This window comes from Streptomyces marincola (assembly GCF_020410765.1).
Lineage (GTDB): Bacteria > Actinomycetota > Actinomycetes > Streptomycetales > Streptomycetaceae > Streptomyces > Streptomyces marincola.
The window spans coordinates 2,857,403-2,874,079 of the sequence record NZ_CP084541.1; the positions used below are offsets into that span (position 1 = coordinate 2,857,403).

General features: G+C 76.5%; 14 protein-coding genes. 6 read left to right on the forward strand and 8 right to left on the reverse strand.

All coding sequences use genetic code 11. The features are described from left to right. Positions 1-209: 209 nt before the first annotated feature. Positions 210-2,042 carry an endonuclease/exonuclease/phosphatase family protein gene (locus tag LC193_RS12115; protein WP_226073964.1) on the reverse strand — a complete coding sequence of 611 codons (1,833 nt, stop codon included), beginning with the start codon at positions 2,040-2,042 and terminating at the stop codon, positions 210-212. A 141-nt stretch (positions 2,043-2,183) separates the two neighbouring features. Here LC193_RS12115 and LC193_RS12120 point away from each other — a divergent pair, with 141 nt between their 5' ends. Beyond that, positions 2,184-2,741, forward strand: a complete 558-nt coding sequence (locus LC193_RS12120; RefSeq protein WP_226073966.1) for a hypothetical protein — start codon at positions 2,184-2,186, stop codon at positions 2,739-2,741. A gap of 313 nt (positions 2,742-3,054) precedes the next feature. Here the strand turns inward: LC193_RS12120 and LC193_RS12125 are convergent, their stop codons facing one another. Continuing rightward, on the reverse strand, positions 3,055-5,412 hold the full coding sequence (locus LC193_RS12125) for a serine/threonine-protein kinase (protein WP_226073967.1): 2,358 nt from the start codon (positions 5,410-5,412) through the stop codon (positions 3,055-3,057). Between the two features lie 230 nt (positions 5,413-5,642). Here LC193_RS12125 and LC193_RS12130 point away from each other — a divergent pair, with 230 nt between their 5' ends. After that, a complete protein-coding gene (locus tag LC193_RS12130; protein ID WP_226073968.1) occupies positions 5,643-6,293 on the forward strand; it encodes a TetR family transcriptional regulator in 651 nt (216 codons plus the stop codon). A 107-nt stretch (positions 6,294-6,400) separates the two neighbouring features. After that, positions 6,401-7,531 (forward strand): flavin-containing monooxygenase, encoded by a 1,131-nt coding sequence (locus LC193_RS12135; RefSeq protein ID WP_226073969.1) that lies wholly within the window; start codon positions 6,401-6,403, stop codon positions 7,529-7,531. 186 nt (positions 7,532-7,717) lie between these two features. Here the strand turns inward: LC193_RS12135 and LC193_RS12140 are convergent, their stop codons facing one another. Together LC193_RS12140 and LC193_RS12145 are read right to left on the reverse strand one after the other, a co-directional pair. Next, on the reverse strand, positions 7,718-8,194 hold the full coding sequence (locus LC193_RS12140; protein ID WP_226073970.1) for an ATP-binding protein: 477 nt from the start codon (positions 8,192-8,194) through the stop codon (positions 7,718-7,720). Between the two features lie 197 nt (positions 8,195-8,391). Beyond that, positions 8,392-8,766 carry an STAS domain-containing protein gene (locus tag LC193_RS12145; RefSeq protein WP_086160014.1) on the reverse strand — a complete coding sequence of 125 codons (375 nt, stop codon included), beginning with the start codon at positions 8,764-8,766 and terminating at the stop codon, positions 8,392-8,394. Between the two features lie 312 nt (positions 8,767-9,078). On the opposite strand from LC193_RS12145, the gene LC193_RS12150 reads away from it, so the two are divergent. Both LC193_RS12150 and LC193_RS12155 read left to right on the forward strand, forming a co-directional pair. Further along, positions 9,079-9,657 (forward strand): sigma-70 family RNA polymerase sigma factor, encoded by a 579-nt coding sequence (locus LC193_RS12150; protein WP_226073971.1) that lies wholly within the window; start codon positions 9,079-9,081, stop codon positions 9,655-9,657. Continuing rightward, the gene (locus LC193_RS12155; protein WP_226073972.1) at positions 9,654-10,940 is read left to right on the forward strand and encodes a zf-HC2 domain-containing protein; all 1,287 of its coding nucleotides are present in this window, start codon (positions 9,654-9,656) and stop codon (positions 10,938-10,940) included. The genes LC193_RS12150 and LC193_RS12155 overlap by 4 nt, the downstream gene beginning before the upstream one ends. An 87-nt stretch (positions 10,941-11,027) precedes the next feature. On the opposite strand, the gene purU is transcribed toward LC193_RS12155, so the two are convergent. The 4 genes from purU to LC193_RS12175 all read right to left on the reverse strand — a co-directional run bounded on the left by purU (position 11,028) and on the right by LC193_RS12175 (position 15,743). Continuing rightward, positions 11,028-11,912: a formyltetrahydrofolate deformylase gene (purU, locus tag LC193_RS12160; protein ID WP_226073973.1), complete on the reverse strand. Its 885-nt coding sequence runs from the start codon at positions 11,910-11,912 to the stop codon at positions 11,028-11,030. Between the two features lie 25 nt (positions 11,913-11,937). Beyond that, a complete protein-coding gene (locus LC193_RS12165; protein WP_086160011.1) occupies positions 11,938-12,384 on the reverse strand; it encodes an SCO4402 family protein in 447 nt (148 codons plus the stop codon). 50 nt (positions 12,385-12,434) lie between these two features. After that, complete coding sequence (locus LC193_RS12170; protein WP_226073974.1) at positions 12,435-14,234, reverse strand: hypothetical protein; 1,800 nt, start codon at positions 14,232-14,234, stop codon at positions 12,435-12,437. 105 nt (positions 14,235-14,339) lie between these two features. After that, positions 14,340-15,743, reverse strand: coding sequence for a transcriptional regulator (locus LC193_RS12175; protein WP_226073976.1), 1,404 nt, complete (start codon positions 15,741-15,743; stop codon positions 14,340-14,342). 178 nt (positions 15,744-15,921) lie between these two features. On the opposite strand from LC193_RS12175, the gene LC193_RS12180 reads away from it, so the two are divergent. Further along, positions 15,922-16,668 (forward strand): bifunctional DNA primase/polymerase, encoded by a 747-nt coding sequence (locus LC193_RS12180; RefSeq protein ID WP_404819399.1) that lies wholly within the window; start codon positions 15,922-15,924, stop codon positions 16,666-16,668. Positions 16,669-16,677 lie beyond the last annotated feature (9 nt).

Below are 16,677 nucleotides of genomic sequence, written 5' to 3' on the forward strand. Positions count from 1 at the left end.
GGCGGGCAGGGTCCGTTCCCGAGGACGGACGGCCCCGGCCGCACGCGCGCCGCGCCGCACGGCAGCGCGTACCTTCCCTGTCATGGCCAGCCGTTGCCGCATCGGTCGCGGTACCACGACGTCCGCGCGGGTGCGGGCCGGGATCACCGCGCACGCCGCCCAGCTCGCGGAGACGTGCGCACGACGGCCGCCACGGTTCTGACCGCCGGTCAGTCCAGGTAGACGGTGACGGCCAGCGGCAGGTGGTCGGAGGCGTCGGAGTCGATGAGCCGGAAGTCGCCGAAGCCGATGTCCTGGCCGCCCAGGATCCAGTCCACGCGGCGCGGCGGCGACGTGGCCGTGTCCCGTTCCGGGTCGCCCACCTCGTCCTGCGCGCTGCGCAGTCCCGCGTCCGTCACGACCGCCATCTCGGGCGAGCCGGGCCGGGCGTTGAGATCACCCGCGAGAACGGCGTCCGGGTCGTCGCGCACGCCCGCGAGCAGCGGCCCGAGCTGCGCGAGCCGCGGCCCGGGCGCCGTGCCGCCGTCCAAGTGCGTGCTCACGATCCTGGCCTCCTCGCCGTCCGTCAGCCGCACGGTGACATCGGCCGACGAACGGTCCATGTCCCCGCCCGCGCGCGGGAGTTCCGCGGTCTCCGAGCGGGTGACGGGCAACGAGGTCAGCACGAGGTTGCCGAAGTGGCGGTCGGCGCCCGGCACCCACAGGGCCGTCGCGTCGAACCGCCGTTCCAGATACGTCACCAGGTCGAGCCCGCCCGAGCCCGGCCGGCCGCGCGGCACCTCCTGGAGGACCGCGACGTGCGCGCCCGAGTCCGCGATGACCTCCGCGACTGCGTCGGGCACGAGTTCCCCGCTCCCGTCGACGGCGGCGTGCACGTTCCACGTCAGCAGCCGGTAACTGCCGCCCGCAGTGTCCGTCGGCAGCGGCTGCGGGCCCGCCCGCAGCGCGGTCAGCAGCGGCGCCGCCGCGAGCAGCAGCGCGGCGGCGAGCGCCGGCGCGAACGCGTGGCCCAGGGGGCGCGTCGCGCCGGCCGCCCGGCCGGCCCGGTGGGCCGCGAGGCCGAGGCCGCACGCGGCAGCCACGGTCAGGACGCCGGGCAGGACGCCGAACTGCCAGGCCGGCACGAACAGCGCGTAGCCGACCGCCGCGCCCGCCCCCGCGAGCGCGAGGTCCACCAGCGCGCCCCACCCGGTGACCACGCGCGGCAGGGCGAGCAGCCTGCGGAGCACGAGGGGCAGCGCGGCGACCGAGGCGAACGCGGCGGGCACGGCCAGCGGAGGCAGCAGCACGAACACCAGGGCCGCGCAGGCCAGGACGAGCGGCCCCGCGAACGCGGGCAGGCGGCGCTCGCGCAGCGGGCCGTGCGGCGCGGACAGCGCGAGGACGCCGAGCACCGAGCCTGCGGCGACGGCCCACCCCGCCCCCGGCACCGAGGCCCCGCCCCTGGCCGCGACGAACGCGGGCGCGGCCAGCGGGACGGCGTAGAGCGCGAGCGCGGGGCCGAGCAGGGCGAGTTCCATGCCGCCGCCAGGACCGGTCCCCGCGGCCCCGGCGCGCAGCAGCCGGCGGGCCGCTTCGCCGAGCAGCCCGGCCAGCAGCAGGGCCCAGGCCCAGCCCGCCGCGCCGCCGCGCCACACCGGGTCGAGAAGGTCGAGCGGCAGCCGCACGGCCACGTCGGCGGCGACCGCGAGCGCCACGGCCCGGGCGGCGCGCCCTGGCCCGTTGGCCGAGCCGGCGGCGAGCCGGCGCACGGCGAGCAGCAGCGCGGCGAGCGCGAGCCCGGCGGCGAACGCCGTCAGGGGCGCGACGCGCGCCCCCGGGAACTGCACGAGCAGGCGGGCGGCGGCGAGCGCGCCGAGCGCCGCGGGCAGGGCGCCGCGAGGTCCGAGCCACCACACGAGCGGCCCGGCGCACGCGGCCGCGGCGAGCAGGGGCAGCGCCGACCAGGCGGATTCCACGGTGCCCGCGACACGCAGGAGTTCGAGGGCGGCCACGGTGAGCACGACGGTGAGCAGGGGCAGCGTGCGCGCGGCGGGGGTCATGGGCGGAGAGTAGTGCCCGCAACCGGGCCGCCGCCGTTCGGGGTGCGGGGCGGGCCGGGGGCACGTAGCGTCGGAAGACGAGCCGGAATATCACAGCCACACCGAGGGAGGCTCGAAATGTGGCGTAACACACTTGGGTCCGTGCTCGCCGCCATCGCCGCCGCCGCGGCCATCATCAGCGTGTTCTTCAACTGGTACGGCGGTCGCGAGGGGCAGCACATCAAGTGGACATCACTGTCCACGGGCGACGGCGTCACCGCGAGTGAGGCCGGACTGTTCAACGGCATGTTCCTGCCGATGCTGGTCGCCGCCGCGCTCACGGCGGCGGGCATCCTGCTGCGTTCGCGGCTGCTGATGATGCTGGCGGGCATCTGCGCGCTGGGCTTCACGGCCCTCTGGCTGATCCGCCAGTACCAGGTGAACGACAGCCTGACCGTCGGCGTCGGCGGCATCAGCTGGGCCGTCGCCCTGCCGCTCGCCGCGGGCCTGACCCTGCTCGCGGTGTCCGGCGTGATGGCGGGACGGCACCTGCGCGAACGCGGTCTCGCGCCGGCCGAGGGCCGGCGGGCGCACCGCCGTCACGACGCGGCCGACGCGCACCGGGGCGGCGAGGTGCACCAGGGCCCGTGGCCGCGCGACCGGGAGCAGCCAGTCGAGGGCGAGGCAGACCCGCGCCGGCACCGGCGCGACGCGGCCTGACGCCCGTCAACCACCGCCCGGCCTGGCGCGCGCAGCGTGGCGCGCGACATGCCGGCCGCGGGGGCGGCGGCCGTTCGGGGGCAGCCGCCACCCCGGCGCGCGGTCGCGCGCGACCGGGGCCTGGGCGTCTCGCAACGCCGGCTTCTCCGTGATCCGGCGCGCGGCCGGGGCCTGGGCGCCGGCCACACACTCGCGAACATATGAACGAAGCACGGACGCGCGGGGGACGCGGGCCGCCGGCGGGGCGCCGGGCCGCCGACGGGCGCCGGGCCGCCGACGGGCGCCGGGCTCTGGTTGGGCGGAACGGCCGGGTTCAGGCCGCCTGGCGGGTGCCGCGGGCGGCGTCGAGCGCGTACACGCAGTGGTCCTTGCTGCACGCGAAGACCATGCCGTTGTCCGCCGCCGGGGTCCCGGTGATGGCGCCCCCGGTCTCCAGTTTCCAGCTGAGCCGCCCGCTCACGGCGTCGAGCGTGTAGAGGCAGTGGTCCTCGGAGCCGAAGTGCAGCCGCCCCCGCGTGACCACGGGCGAGCCCACGATCGTGTCACCGGCGGCGAAGCGCCAGCGCGGCGTGCCGCTGACCGCGTCGAGGGTGTACATGGCGCTGCCGCTGCCCAGGTGCACCAGCCCGTCGGCCACCACCACGGGCTCGACCGACTGCCTGCCCTCGGTCGCGATCTGCCACCGGTCGTCGCCCGTGGCCACGTCGAGCGCGTACACCGTGCCCAGGTAGTCGGTGAAGTAGACGCCGGCGGCGCGACCGCTCGGCGACTGGTAGGTGGCCGGGCACAGGATGGCCGCGGGCGCGTCGAAGCGCCAGCGCTCCGCGCCGCTCGCCGCGTCGAGGGCGAGCACGCGCGACCCCGCGCACACTACGACGAGCCCGTCGCCCGTGGGCGTGACCCGCACCGGAACGCCGCCGGTCGCGGCGGTGTCGCCCACGGGGTGGCGCCACAGCTCGGCGCCGGTCCTGGCGTCGAGCGCGTACAGCAGGCCCTCGACCCACGCGTGGACGACACCGCCGTGCACGACGGGCGCCGCGTCCCGCGTCTCGAAGGCGGTCTGGGCACCGGACAGCTCCCAGAGCCGCTCGCCCGTGCCCGACTCCCACGCCTGCACGCCGCCGCCCCGGGTGGCGGTGACGACGGTGCCGCGTTCGGCGCGCAGGGCGTAGATCCACGTGTCGGTGGGAACGCGCCAGCGGTCCGAGCCGTCCGTCGCGTCGAGCGCGTACAGGCTCGGGCCGTCGGAGGCCAGCACCCGGCCCCCGGTGACGGCCATCGACCAGGCGACGTCGCGGGTCTTGAACTGGCGCCGCCCGCTGGCCACATCGAGGGCGTGCACCTCGTGCGACGTGACGTAGAGCAGCCCGTCGCGGACGACGGGCGAGCCCCACAGGTCGTTGTTCATCCGGAAGCGCCAGGGCCGCCACCTGACCGGCCCGGCCGCCGGGGGCCGCATGCCGGGGTGCGCGGTGGAGGGGCTGGCGAGGGGTGCCGCGGTGGCGGCGGTGGGCGGGCGGGCCCAGTCGGGCGAGTACGGCGCGAGGTGGTCGCCGGGCGCGGCCGGCTCGCCGCGCTGCGGGCCCGGGCCGACGGGTGTGCCCGAGCCCGGCAGCCGCACCGGGTCGTCGGCCGCCGGGGGCGCCGGGTGGCGCGGCGGCGGGGAGGGCGGCGCCGCCGGCATCGGGGGCGGCGCCTGGGAGGCGGCGGGCGCGGCCGGACCGGGCCGCGGGGTCCTGGCCGACTGGGCGTCCGGCGGTGGGACGGGGGTGTGCGCGCCACGGCCGCGCCGGGACTCGATGAGGGCCACGGCGCCGGGCGGCAGCCAGGCCGAGGCGCTGCCGCTGTCGTCGCTCGGCGCGAACAGGTGCGGGGCCAGCTGCTCCTGGAGGTCCGCCGGGCTCGGCCGGTCCTCCGGCTTGTGGACCATGAGGGACTCGATCAGCGGCCGCAGCTCGTCGGGCAGCCCGCTGAGGTCGGGCCGCTCGCGCAGCAGCATGAAGACGGTCTCGACCGGGTTGGCGCCGCGGTAGGGCGGGTGGCCGGTGGCGGCGAAGACGAGCGTGGAGGCGAGGGAGAACACGTCGGACGCCCCGTTGACGCTGCGCGAGTCCCTGGCCTGCTCGGGCGACATGTACGCGGGCGTGCCCACGGCCACGTTGGTCATCGTCAGGCGGGTGTTGGAGACGCCGGACGCGATGCCGAAGTCGATGACGCGCGGCCCGTCCTCGACCACGAGCACGTTCGACGGCTTGAGGTCGCGGTGGACCAGTCCGGCGCCGTGGATGGACTGGAGCGCCTCGGCGATGCCGGCCGCGAGCCAGCGCACGGCCTGCGGCGGCAGCGGGCCGCTCTCGGTGACGATCTCCTCAAGTGAGGGAGCGGGCACGTAGGCGGTGGCGAGCCAGGGGACGGCGGCCCTCGGGTCGGCCTCCACGACGGCCGCGGTGTAGAAGCCGCTGACGGCGCGGGCGGCCTCGACCTCCCGTGTGAAGCGGACCCGGAACAGCTGGTCCTCGGCGAGCTCGGTACGCACCGTTTTGATCGCGACCCTGCGGCCGGACGCCGAACGAGCCAGGTAGACAAGGCCCATGCCCCCGGCGCCGAGCCGGCCGAGCACCTCGAACGGCCCGATCCGGCGCGGATCGTGCTGCGTCAGCTGCTCCACCATGTGCTGGACACCTCCCCGTACGGGCGCTCACCGACCGCCCCCGTGCAGCATCTCATTGCCCCTGCGGAACGCGGACCCACGAGTCGATTCTTCCCCCCGGTACCGACAGTGGCGAACCCGGGGCCGGTATGAGGAGAAAAGTCCGGACCGGTCCGCGCCCGCGATATCGGCGCCCCTCGTTCGGCTGCGATCAAATCGCGCCTAGATCACGCGTCGATAAGCTGACTGGCATGACAGGACAGGTGACGACCGTTGACGGCCGGGTAGCCGGCCGACGCGGACAGGCGACGCGGCAGAAACTCCTCGACTGCCTCGGCAAAATGCTGGGGACCTCTCCCTACCGGGACGTCAGGGTCATCGACGTGGCCCGTAAAGCAGGCACTTCACCTGCGACTTTCTATCAGTACTTCCCCGATGTGGAAGCCGCGGTACTCGAACTCGCCGAGGGCGCGGTACGGGACAGCGCCGCTCTCACCGAACTCGTCGCGGGGCGTTCCTGGGCCGGTAAGGCGGGTCGGCAGACCGCGGAAGACCTGGTGGAGGGCTTCCTCACCTTCTGGCGCAAACACGACGCCATTCTCCGCGTCATCGATCTCGGCGCAGCCGAGGGCGACCGCAGGTTCGTCCGCATCAGAACCCGCGTGCAGGGGGCCGTGGTCAAACCCCTGGCCGAATCCATCGAGGGTGTGCGCGCCAGGGGGCGCGGCGCCGAGCAGGGGCCTTCGGCGGCGGCGCTCGCCGGTTCGCTGGTCACCATGATGGCCGCGGTCTCCTCGCAGCCCAAGAGCCTCCAGGCGCTGGGCGCCAAGCAGGCCGAACTGAAGCCGTCCCTGGCCCTCCTGGTGCATCTCGGCGTCACGGGGCGCAAGCCCGCCAAGTGACCGGGCGGGCGCCGCCGCCCGGTCCCTGTCCCGGGACGGCGCCGCCCAGGAGCACACGGCCCGCCACCCCTGCCGGGGCGGCGGGCCGTCTGCGTATGCTCATGAACATGCCGTCGCCGCCTGTGCACATCATCGGAGCCGGACCCGGCGGACTCGCCGTCGCCGCCGCCCTCGCCGACCGCGGCGTGCGGACCGTGGTGCTCGACAAGGCCGGTGACGTCGGCGCCTCGTGGCGCGGGCACTACGACCGCCTCAGGCTGCACACGACGCGGCGCTGGTCCTCGCTGCCCGGCCTGCCGATCCCGAGGTCCGCGGGCCGCTGGGTGCGGCGCGACGACTTCGTGCGCTACCTGGAGGCGTACGCCAGGTACCACCGGGTGGACTTCGCGCCTGGCGTCGAGGTCTCCCGCGTCGAACGGCAGGGGCCGGACGGCCCGTGGCTGCTGCGCGCCAACGGCGGTCGCCGCATGCCCGCGTCGGCGGTCGTCGTGGCGACGGGGTTCAACCACACGCCGCGCCTGCCGGACTGGCCGGGCCGCGACACGTTCACCGGGGAACTGCTGCACGCGAACTCCTACCGCTCCCCCGCCCCCTACGCCGGGCTCGACGTGCTGGTGGTCGGGGTCGGCAACACCGGCGCCGAGATAGCCACCGACCTCGCGCGCGGCGGCGCGGGCCGGGTGCGGCTCGCGGTGCGCACCCCGCCGCACATCCTGCGCCGCGCCACCCTCGGCCTGCCGTCGCAGGCGGGCGCGATCCTGTGCCGCAGGCTTCCGGTGCGCCTGGTGGACCAGCTGGCCAGGCCGCTGTCGCGCGGGCTGCCGGGACCGGGCGGGCGCGCCCTGCCGCGCCCGCCGGCCGGCCTGTACTCGCGGGTGCGCCAGGGCGCCATCCCCGTGCTCGATCCGGGTCTCGTGCGCGCGGTGCGGCGCCGCAGGATAGAGCCGGTGGCCGCGGTGGCCTCGTTCGACGGCGGGCGGGTCGTGCTGGCCGACGGCGAGGCACTCGCCCCCGATGTCGTCATCGCCGCGACCGGCTACCGGCGCGGGCTCGAACCCCTCGTCGGCCACCTCGGCGTGCTCGACGGCCGCGGCCGGCCGCTCGTCCACGGCCGCGACACCCACCCGGCCGCGCCCGGGCTCTACTTCACCGGCTACACCAATCCGATCAGCGGGATGCTGCGCGAGATCGCGCGGGACGCCCCCCGCATCGCGGGCGCCATCGCGCGCGACGCCTGACCGCGCGCCGGCGCCGGGCGGGGAGCGGGAGTGTGCCCCTCCCCCTGCGGGGAGGGGCGGGCGGCCCGCATTCGCCGAGCCGGTGCCTCGGCGTCCCCTCGCAACGCGCCGCCCCGGTCCGCGCTGCCCGGCCTCCAACGGGCCGCGCGACCCTCTTCCCCAGGGTGATCAGGGGGACACGCGCCGTCAATACCCGGCCGGCACCTGCACTCCGGCCTCCGAGCGCTGCCCCGGGGCGGGCGGCCCCGAGGGCGCGCAGTCCAGTTCGCACCACACCCGCTTGCCCCGCCCCTCGACCTGCCACCCCCAGCGGTCGGCCAGGACATCGACCAGTTCGAGCCCGCGCCCGCCGGTGTCCTCGCCCTCGGCCCGCCTCGGCCGCGGCGCGCTGCTGCTGTCGTCCACCACTTCGAGCCGCACCGGAACGTTCCTCCCCGGCCGCCGGCCGCAGGCGCTGAGCCGGAGCACGGCGGGTCTGCCCGTGTGCACGACGGCGTTCGTCACCAGCTCGGAGACCAGCAGGACCAGGATGTCCCGCTGGCTTTCGTCGGGGCAGGCGGGCGCGGCCCGCCCCCGCTCCAGCTGCGCCCTGACCCAGCGGCGGGCCCGGCCCACCTCCGTGGGCTCGGGGGCGACCTCCAACTGCTTCTCCAGCTCCTGCACCGTTCACACCATCCGAACCGGGCGAACAAATCCCCTCACACCGAGGCACAACCCCGGCTGCTCCCAGCATGATTGACGGGCGAGTCGGACAACAAGTGCTTCAGGAATATTCCGGCGCAAAGGAGTAAGCATTCTGCAAACTGTACGACCGTGGCAGGCGCGGCTCGAACACCGTGCAAAAACGTCTTGACCTGCCGTTAGGCAGTCAGCGGGGCACCGGCGCCGCTGGTCGCGGCCTCAAGATCGGCGTAGCAGTCGAAAAGACGGCGCACGCCGAGCGCGGCGAGCACGCGGTTGACGTGCGAGCCGTCCGCCGCGCCGTGTGCCGGAAGAATGAGGCGCAACTCACCGGCGCACGAGCGCATGAGGCGGCGCGCGGCCACCATGACGCCCACGCCGCTCGAATCGCAGAACAACACGTCGGACAGGTCGAGCACGACCTGCCTGCGCCCGTCGGCCACCGCGTCGTGCACGTGGTGGCGCACGGCCGGGGAGGACGCGATGTCCAGTTCGCCGACGACGCGCAGCACGGTCCACCCACCGTGCTGCTCCGCCCGCACCTTCACCGTCACGCTCCCGCGGCCCCTTCCTGTGCTCTCGCCTCTGCTCCGCCGCTCCTCGGGCCGCTCCCGCCGCCGCGTCCACCGCGGCGGCCGGGGCCCGTTCCGTTCGGGGTCCCTACCCTTGCGGCCTGCCCAGTTTCCCGGCGCTCACTCGCGCACGCCGTCCCCGGGCGCCGATTCGTGCGCGGGGGCGCGCGCGAACAGCACCGCACACTACATTTGACGTACGCGCGGGGCCGAAGGTTGCCGCATGGTGGGACGCGGCGAGAGCCGGGGTAGCGGGAGGGCGACGGGGAGTGCACCGGGGGGAAGGGAGGCCGGATGGCGCACGAGACGCCACCCCACTGGGACCGGAGCATGCGGCGGCGGCTGCGTGAGGGCGAGGCCGCCGCGCTCGCCGAGCTGTACGACCGCTTCGCGCCGCTCGCCTACCAGACGGCGCAGCGCGTGCTCGACGACGAGGCCGCCACCGGCGAGGTGACCCGTGAGGTCTTCGCCCTGATCTGGGAGTCGCCCCGCGACTTCGACCCGGACCGGGGCCCGATGCGCTCATGGATCGCCCAGGCCGCGCACCGGCTGGCCGTCGAACGGCTGCGCGGCGGGCCCGGGGCGGACGGCGCGAGCCCCGCGGAGCAGGACCGGCTGATCCGGGCGGTGTCCACGGCGGCCCGCGCCGACTACATCGCGACCGCGATGCCCGCGCCGCTGCGCGAGGCGCTCGAACTGACCTGGTCGCAGCGCCAGAACTACCGCGAGATGGCGCGGCGCCTCGGCATCACCGAGGCCGAGGCCCGCCGCCGGCTTCGCCTCGGCCTGCAACTGCTCTCCTCCGCGGCCCGTTACTCGCCCGACGAGGCCGGACCGCGACGCCCGGGGCACCCCGGACAGGAGCACGCGTGAGCACTCCTCCGGAGCCGGAGCCGGGAGCGGGGCCGCGACCCGAGCCAGGACCCGGCGCACGACCGGAGCGGGAGAGGGAGGCCGGGCCGGCGGTGCCCGGGCCCCGCCCGTCCGCCGCGCGGGAAGCGGCGGGGAGCGAGCACCGCGAGGTCGTGGCGCTGCTCGGCGCGTGGGCGCTCGACGCCTGCGCGCCCGAGGAGACCGAACGCGTCGAGGCCCACCTCGGTGACTGCGGGCGGTGCGCCGAGGAGGCGCTCGGGCTGCGCGACGCCGCGACGCTGCTCGAACCGCGGCGCAGCCTCGACCTCGACCCCGGGCTGCGGCACGAGGTGCTCGACGCCTGCCTCGCCCGCCGCCCCGCGGCGCGGCCGGTGCCGTCGTGGGCGGCGCCGTTCGACGCGGAGGCCGCCCGGCTCGACGCGCTCCTGCACGACATGGCCGAGGAGGAGTGGCGCACGCCGGTGTCGCTGCACTGGTTCACCGGGGACCGCTGGGCCGATCGGCACACCACCGTGGCCGGCGTCGTCGCCGGGATGCTGGGCACGGACCGGGTGCTGGCCCGCGCCGTCGGGCTGGCCGGGCCGCGGGGCGCCGCGGGCCGGGAGTCGGCGGCGGGCCGGGAGTCGGCGGCGGGCGCGGAGGAGACGGTGGCCGGCGGCGCGGACGGGCGGTGCCCCGCGTGGCTGCCGTGGCGCGAGCAGACCAGGGCCCTGGTGCGGACCGCGGCCGACCTCGGCGGCAGGACGGGGGAACGGACCCTGCCGCGCGCCGTGCTCGGCGACCCCGGCCGCTTCCCCGGGGACGGGCCGCGCGTGGCCCTCTCCGACGCCTACCTCGACCGCGCGTTCGCGTGCTGGGTGCACGCCTGCGACATCGCCGACGCGGTGGAGTACCCGTACGAGCCGCCGCACGGCCCGCACCTGCGGCTGCTCGTGGACCTCCAGGCGCGCCGCCTGCCCGGCAGCATCGCGGGGCGGCGCAGGGCGGGCCTCGCCGTCTCGCCGCCCCGCCTGATGGCGGCGGGCTCACCCGGCCGCACGCTGCACCTGGAGGTGGAGGGCGCGGGCGGCGGCCACTGGTACATCCCGCTGGACTCGCCCGTGGCCGGGGTGTCGCGGCGGCAGGCGAGGGAGGCGGTCGCGCGTGTGGCGCTCGACGACGTGGTGTTCTGCCGGCTCGCGGCCGGGCGGATCACGCCGGAGGAGGCGGCCTCGGGCGTGGAGGGCGATCCCGCGGTGATCGAGGACCTGCTCCTGGCCGCGGCGGCCCTGTCCCGCCCCTGACCCCGGCGCCCCGGCCCGCGCGGGGGAACGCGCGGGCCGGGCGAACGGCGGGCCGGGTGACGCGCGGGCCCGCCCCGCCGCCCGCGGTCAGCCGAAGACGACCGTGCGGCTGCCGTTGAGCAGGACCCGGCGTTCGCTGTGCCACTTCACCGCGCGGGCCAGGGCCTGGCACTCGACGTCGCGGCCGACCGCGACCAGCTGCTTCGGGGTCACGTCGTGCCCGACCCGCTCCACCTCCTGCTCGATGATCGGCCCCTCGTCCAGTTCGGCCGTCACGTAGTGCGCGGTCGCGCCGATCAGCTTCACGCCCCGGGCGTGCGCCTGGTGGTAGGGGCGGGCGCCCTTGAAGCTGGGGAGGAAGGAGTGGTGGATGTTGATGATGCGTCCGGGCAGCCGCTTGCACAGGTCGTCCGAGATCACCTGCATGTAGCGGGCGAGCACGACCAGTTCCACGTCCTCGTCCTCCACGATGCGCAGCAGCCGGGCCTCGGCCTCCGCCTTCGTGTCCTGGGTCACCGGGATGTGGTGGAACGGAATGCCGTAGGAGCCGGCCAGCTCGGCGAAGTCGGTGTGGTTGGACACCACGGCCGCGACCTCGACCGGCAGCGCGCCGATGCGCGCGCGGAACAGCAGGTCGTTGAGGCAGTGCCCGAACTTGCTGACCATCAGCAGCACGCGCATCTTCTCGTCGGCCGGGTGCAGCTGCCAGTCCATGCGGAAGGTGTCGCCCACGGCCGCGAAGCTGGCGCGCAGCTTCTCGCAGGTCACGGGCCCCTCGGCCGAGAAGTGCACGCGCATGAAGAACAGGCCGGTGTCCCGGTCACCGAACTGCTGGCTGTCCTCGATGTTGCAACCGGTCATGAACAGGTAACTCGACACGGCGTGCACGATGCCCGGCCGGTCGGGGCAGGACAGGGTGAGCACGAACTGGCGAGCGGGCTCGGCGGGCCGCTCTGACTGGTCGGTCGTCATGCTGCCCAAGCGTGGCACACGCGTGTCAGACGGTGCGCATCGCGGCGGCCAGATCGTCCAGCGTGCGCGGGGGCGCGTCCGGGTCGTCGCCGTCGTTGACCGCGAGCCGCGTGTGCGCCTCGCGCGCCGCGCGCACGGCCTCGGGCCAGCCGTGGTGCTGGAGGTAGTCCGTGACCGGGGCGTCGGCGCCGACCTGGTGCATGATCCGCAGCACGCGCAGCACCGCGACGTCCACGAGCGCCGCCTCCTGGCTGTCGCGGAACACCGTGCCGACGTACTTCTCCGCCGACCAGTTGTCCAGCCAGGTGTCCTCGACCAGCCGGTACACCGCGTCCGTCACGTCGCCGTAGCCCGGCAGTCCCGGCACCCAGCAGTTCTGGTGGAAGGCGGGGTCGGAGAGCATGTGGAGCGCGGAGCGCACGTGGGCGCGCCAGCGCCACCACGGCATGTCGTTGAGCGGCATGCCTGCCATGGTGGAGGAACGGCGTGCGTGTCGGGAAGTCCTTTCCGTGCCCGGAGTGCTCACAGTTGTGCCGCCGCTCGCTCGGGCAGGCCGTGTTCCCTGGCCAGCGGGTTCCACAGGGCCGCGGCCCGTTCCTTCGCCGTGGTGGCCCGGCCGCTGGCCGCGTCCCCCTCCGAGGCGCGGTCGGTGTGCCGCGCCTGCCCGCCCTGGCAGACCTGCGGGTCGCTGCCGGCCTGGTCGGCCCACGCCGCGTAGTGCTCGTCGGCCTCGGCCGAGGCGTGCCACGCCTCGGTGAGCGACTGCGCGAGCGCGTCGCCCTCGGGCAGGCGGTCGAGCGAGAGCGCGTCGAGGCGGGTCACGAGCCCGTTGCGCTGCTCGGCCGCGGCGCGCAGGTCCTCCGCGGCGCGCCCCAGGTCCTGGCAGGCCCGGATGTTGGTGACGGACGCGATGACGGCGTCGCGGCTGTCGTTGCTGTCGGCGAGCAGCGCGGACAGCGCCTCGGCCTGCTGGGCCGCGGCGTCCGCCGTCTCCTCCTGCCCTGTGTCCTCCCCGTCGCCGCCCGCGGCGGCCTCTCCTTCCGCGCCGCCCTCCGCCGTGCCCGGCTCCTCCTCGGGGCCGCCCGCGGCCTCGGGTTCCGCGGTGTCGGTCTCGGAGCTGTCCGAGCCGCCGTCGCCGCCGCTGAGCGCCGCGCCCGCGATCAGCCCGACGACGGCGCAGCCGACGACGACGGCCGCGGCCACCAGGACGGGGGAACGGCGCCGCGGCGCGCCGGCCGACGGACCGCCGCCGCCGGGGCCGCGCGGCGGGGGCGGCTCCTCGGTGACGGCCGCGGACCTGAAGAGGCTGTCGAAGCCGCCCTCCCGGGCGGGCGGCCTGGCCTGCGGCGGGTCGAAGCCGTGGCCCGGGCCGTGCGGCGGCGGGCCGCCGTGGCCGGCCGGGCCCGCGGGCCCGCGGCGGCCGTGCGGCGGCGGCGCGGCGGGGCCGCGATAGGCGCGCAGCCGCGTCGTGGACTCGGGGTCGCCGTGCGCGGGCACGGGCGGGATGAGCTGCGTGGCGCCCTCGGAACCGGCCGCGGGCACCGGCGGCAGGAACTGCGTGGCGTCCTGCGCACCCGCCGCGGGCGGAACGCCCCGCCCCGGGCCCTCGCCACCGGCCCCCGGCACGGACCCGAACACCTGCGTCGCCCTGTCACCCCCACCCTCAGCCGGCACCGGCGGCAAGAACTGCGTCGCGTCCTGCGCACCCGCCGCGGACGGAACGCCCCGCCCCGGGCCCTCGCCACCGGCCCCCGGCACGGACCCGAACACCTGCGTCGCCCTGTCACCCCCACCCTCAGCCGGCACCGGCGGCAAGAACTGCGTCGCGTCCTGCGCACCCGCCGCGGACGGGCCGGCCGGCCCGCCCGGCACCCGCCGGATGCGGGTCGTCGTCTCGACGGGCCGTATCCGGTGGGTGGCGTCACCGCCGCCGGGCGGGGTCTGCGCGCCGCCGGGCGGCGCGGGCGGCCTGGGGGGCGTGGGCGTCCGCGGCAGCGCGGGCGCGCCGGCCCGCGGTCCCGCCCCGGGCGGGAACGGCGGCGGCGCGCCCTGGGGCGCGCCGGGCGCACTGGGAGTACCGGGCGCGCCGCCGGGCGCCGGGGCGGCGTGCCGGCCGTGCGGCGGCCCGGGGGGCGCCGGCGGTCCTGACGGATCGGGGGCTCCTGCGGCGTCGGGGCCCCACGGCTGGCCCCAGGGCCGGCCGGGCGACGGCGCGGACACGGTCGCGTCCTGCGGCCGGCCCTGCTGCCACGTGCCGTCGCCGCCCGGCGGCAGTACGACGCCTTCGCGGGGCTCGTTGTCCCCTCCGTTGTGGCTGGTCACGCGGGCTCCTCGTCGCTCAACGCAGTTCGCCGGGCCACGCTACCGGCCCCCAAGGAGAGTCGCCGCGTCACCTCCCGGCGTCAAGTCCGGCAGGTCAGCGGGGACTCACTCAGGACGCGGCCGGCGGAGCGCGGTGAACTCGCGCACCGCCGCCTCGTTGCGGTGCGGTTCGAGCCGCGCGGTGAACTCCGCCAGGTAGTCCGCGCCGCGCCCCGAGCGCAGCCCGTCGACCAGCGTGCCCGCCTCGGTCGCGGTATGGCAGGCCTGCGCCAGCTCGCCGTCCTGCAACTGCCCCGTGGCCAGCACGAGCAGCCCTATCGCACGGCGCCTCGCCCTGCTCTCCGGGTGCCCCGCGAGCGCTTCCGCCGCGCGTTTCTGCGCCTCCCTGCCCTGCCCGAGGTCGCGGTGGCAGTGGGCGAGTTCGTCGGCGAGGTAGGCGGCGTCGAAGTGGGCGATCCACGCCGGCTCCTCGTCGGTGCCGCCGGCGCGGTCGAGCGCCGCCGTGGCGTCGGACGCGGCCCGCAGGCAGGCGGAACGGTCGCCGAGCTGCGCGTGCCCGCGGGCCTCCGCGGCGAGGAACAGCGCCTCCGCGCGCGGCGTCACCCGCCCCCTGGTCCCCTCCTGTGCCGCCCGCGCGAGCTGGATGACCTCGCGCGGGTTGCCGAGCGCCGCCGCGAGATGGCTCATTCCCGCCGCGAGGACGTAGCCGCCGAAGCCCCGGTCCCCGGCGGCCTGGGCCAGCCGCAGGGCCTGGATGTAGTAGCGCTGCGCCAGCCCGGGCAGGCCGGTGTCCACCGCCATGTAGCCGGCGAGTTCGGTCAGCCGGGCGGCGGCGGCGAACAGCTCCCTGCCGACCGCCTCGCCGTAGGAACCGCCGAGCAGTCCCGCCACCACGCTGTTGAGGTAGTGGACGACGACGGGCCGCACGTGCCCCGCGCCCCACCGCCGGTCGAGGTCCACGAGCGCGGCCGTGGTGGCGACCACGGCCGCCACGTCGGAGCCGCCGACGCGCGGTCCCGAGGTGCGGGCGACCTCGGTGTCGGCCGGGGTGATCAGCCAGTCCCGGCTCGGCTCGACGAGCGCGGCGGGGGCCACGTGCGAGCCGCCGGACGCGTAGGCGCTCGGCCCCTCGCCGTTCTCGCGCCTGGTCACGTCCGAGTGCCACAGCTCGGCGGCCTGCTCGACGCTCTCGGCGAGCCCGGCCGCGAAGTGGAGGCCGACGGACGAGGTCAGCTGGCGGGCGCTGCCCATGCCGATCTCGTCCACGGTGACCGGGCGGCCCAGCTTGCGGCCGAGTGCCTCGGCGACGACGTCCGGCGCCCGGCCGCGCGGCTGCTGGCCCCGGATCCACCGGGCGACGGAGGTCTTGTCGTAGCGGAAGTCGAGCCCGCGCTCGGCTGCGCACATGTTGACGCGGCGTGCCAGCCCGGCGTTGGAGCAGGCCGCCTCCCTGATGAGGGAGAGCAGTCGCTCGTTGGGCTGGCGGGCGATCAGTGGTCTGGCAGTCATCAGCGGCTCCCTTGCTGTGGGCCCCTGGGCGATCTCGCGCTGATCACTGCCCTGCCGCTGCCCGGTCCATCCCGTATGCCCCCATGGATGCACCGATGCGCCCCGCGTGCGGGCGGGCCCGGCGAGACCCGGCCGGGCGCGGCCGTAACCCGTATGGAGTAGCCGAGTTGTCCCCGGCGTGGAAGACATCAGCGCACGCACCGGGGCGACCGCGGCCCCGCACGAGGTCAGGCAATTCGCGGAAAACCCGCTCGAACAGGCACTTCGGTACGTCACGGAACGGCACTGGGACGTGCTGCCCGGCGCATGGATCGAGTCCGATTCGGGCGCGGCGCGCTGTTCGTGCGCCGATCCGGCCTGTGATGCGCCCGGCGCGCACCCCCTGCGCCGGGACTGGGCCGCCCAGGCGACCGGCAGCGCCGCGGAGGCCCGGCGGCTGTGGTCGCACCACCCCAGGGCCGGCATCCTGCTGCCGACCGGACGCACGTTCGACGTGCTGGACGTGTCGGAGGCCGCGGGCTGCCTCGCCCTGGCCCGGATGGAACGGATCGGCATCGCGCCGGGACCGGTGTCCGCGACACCGCTCGGGCGGATGCAGTTCTTCGTGCTGCCGGGCGGCGCGGCGAAGGCCCCGGGGGTGCTGCGCCGGTTCGGCTGGTCGCCCGCCGGGCTCGGCCTCGTGCCGCGCGGCGAGGGCGGCTGGGTGGTCGCGCCGCCGACGCGGATGGGCCACCGCGGCGCGGCCCAGTGGGCGCGCCGGCCGACCCCGCTGAACCGGTGGCTCCCCGACGCCGAGGAACTGCTCGCGCCCCTCGGGTACGCGTGCGGCCAGACGAGCCAGACGGCACAGGTGGCACAGACGAGCCGAACGGGTCTGGCGGCACCGGCGGGCCGGACGGCGCCGGCGGGTGTGGGCCGGCGGTGAGCGGGTCCT

Excerpts from the sequence above, each read along its gene's own strand:
- LC193_RS12125 (WP_226073967.1), bottom strand. The coding sequence starts at position 5,412 with ATGGTGGAGCAGCTGACGCAGCACGATCCGCGCCGGATCGGGCCGTTC.
- LC193_RS12175 (WP_226073976.1), bottom strand. The coding sequence starts at position 15,743 with ATGACTGCCAGACCACTGATCGCCCGCCAGCCCAACGAGCGACTGCTC.
- LC193_RS12130 (WP_226073968.1), top strand. The coding sequence starts at position 5,643 with ATGACAGGACAGGTGACGACCGTTGACGGCCGGGTAGCCGGCCGACGC.
- LC193_RS12150 (WP_226073971.1), top strand. The coding sequence starts at position 9,079 with ATGGCGCACGAGACGCCACCCCACTGGGACCGGAGCATGCGGCGGCGG.
- LC193_RS12135 (WP_226073969.1), top strand. The coding sequence starts at position 6,401 with ATGCCGTCGCCGCCTGTGCACATCATCGGAGCCGGACCCGGCGGACTC.
- LC193_RS12165 (WP_086160011.1), bottom strand. The coding sequence starts at position 12,384 with ATGGCAGGCATGCCGCTCAACGACATGCCGTGGTGGCGCTGGCGCGCC.
- LC193_RS12115 (WP_226073964.1), bottom strand. The coding sequence starts at position 2,042 with ATGACCCCCGCCGCGCGCACGCTGCCCCTGCTCACCGTCGTGCTCACC.
- purU (WP_226073973.1), bottom strand. The coding sequence starts at position 11,912 with ATGACGACCGACCAGTCAGAGCGGCCCGCCGAGCCCGCTCGCCAGTTC.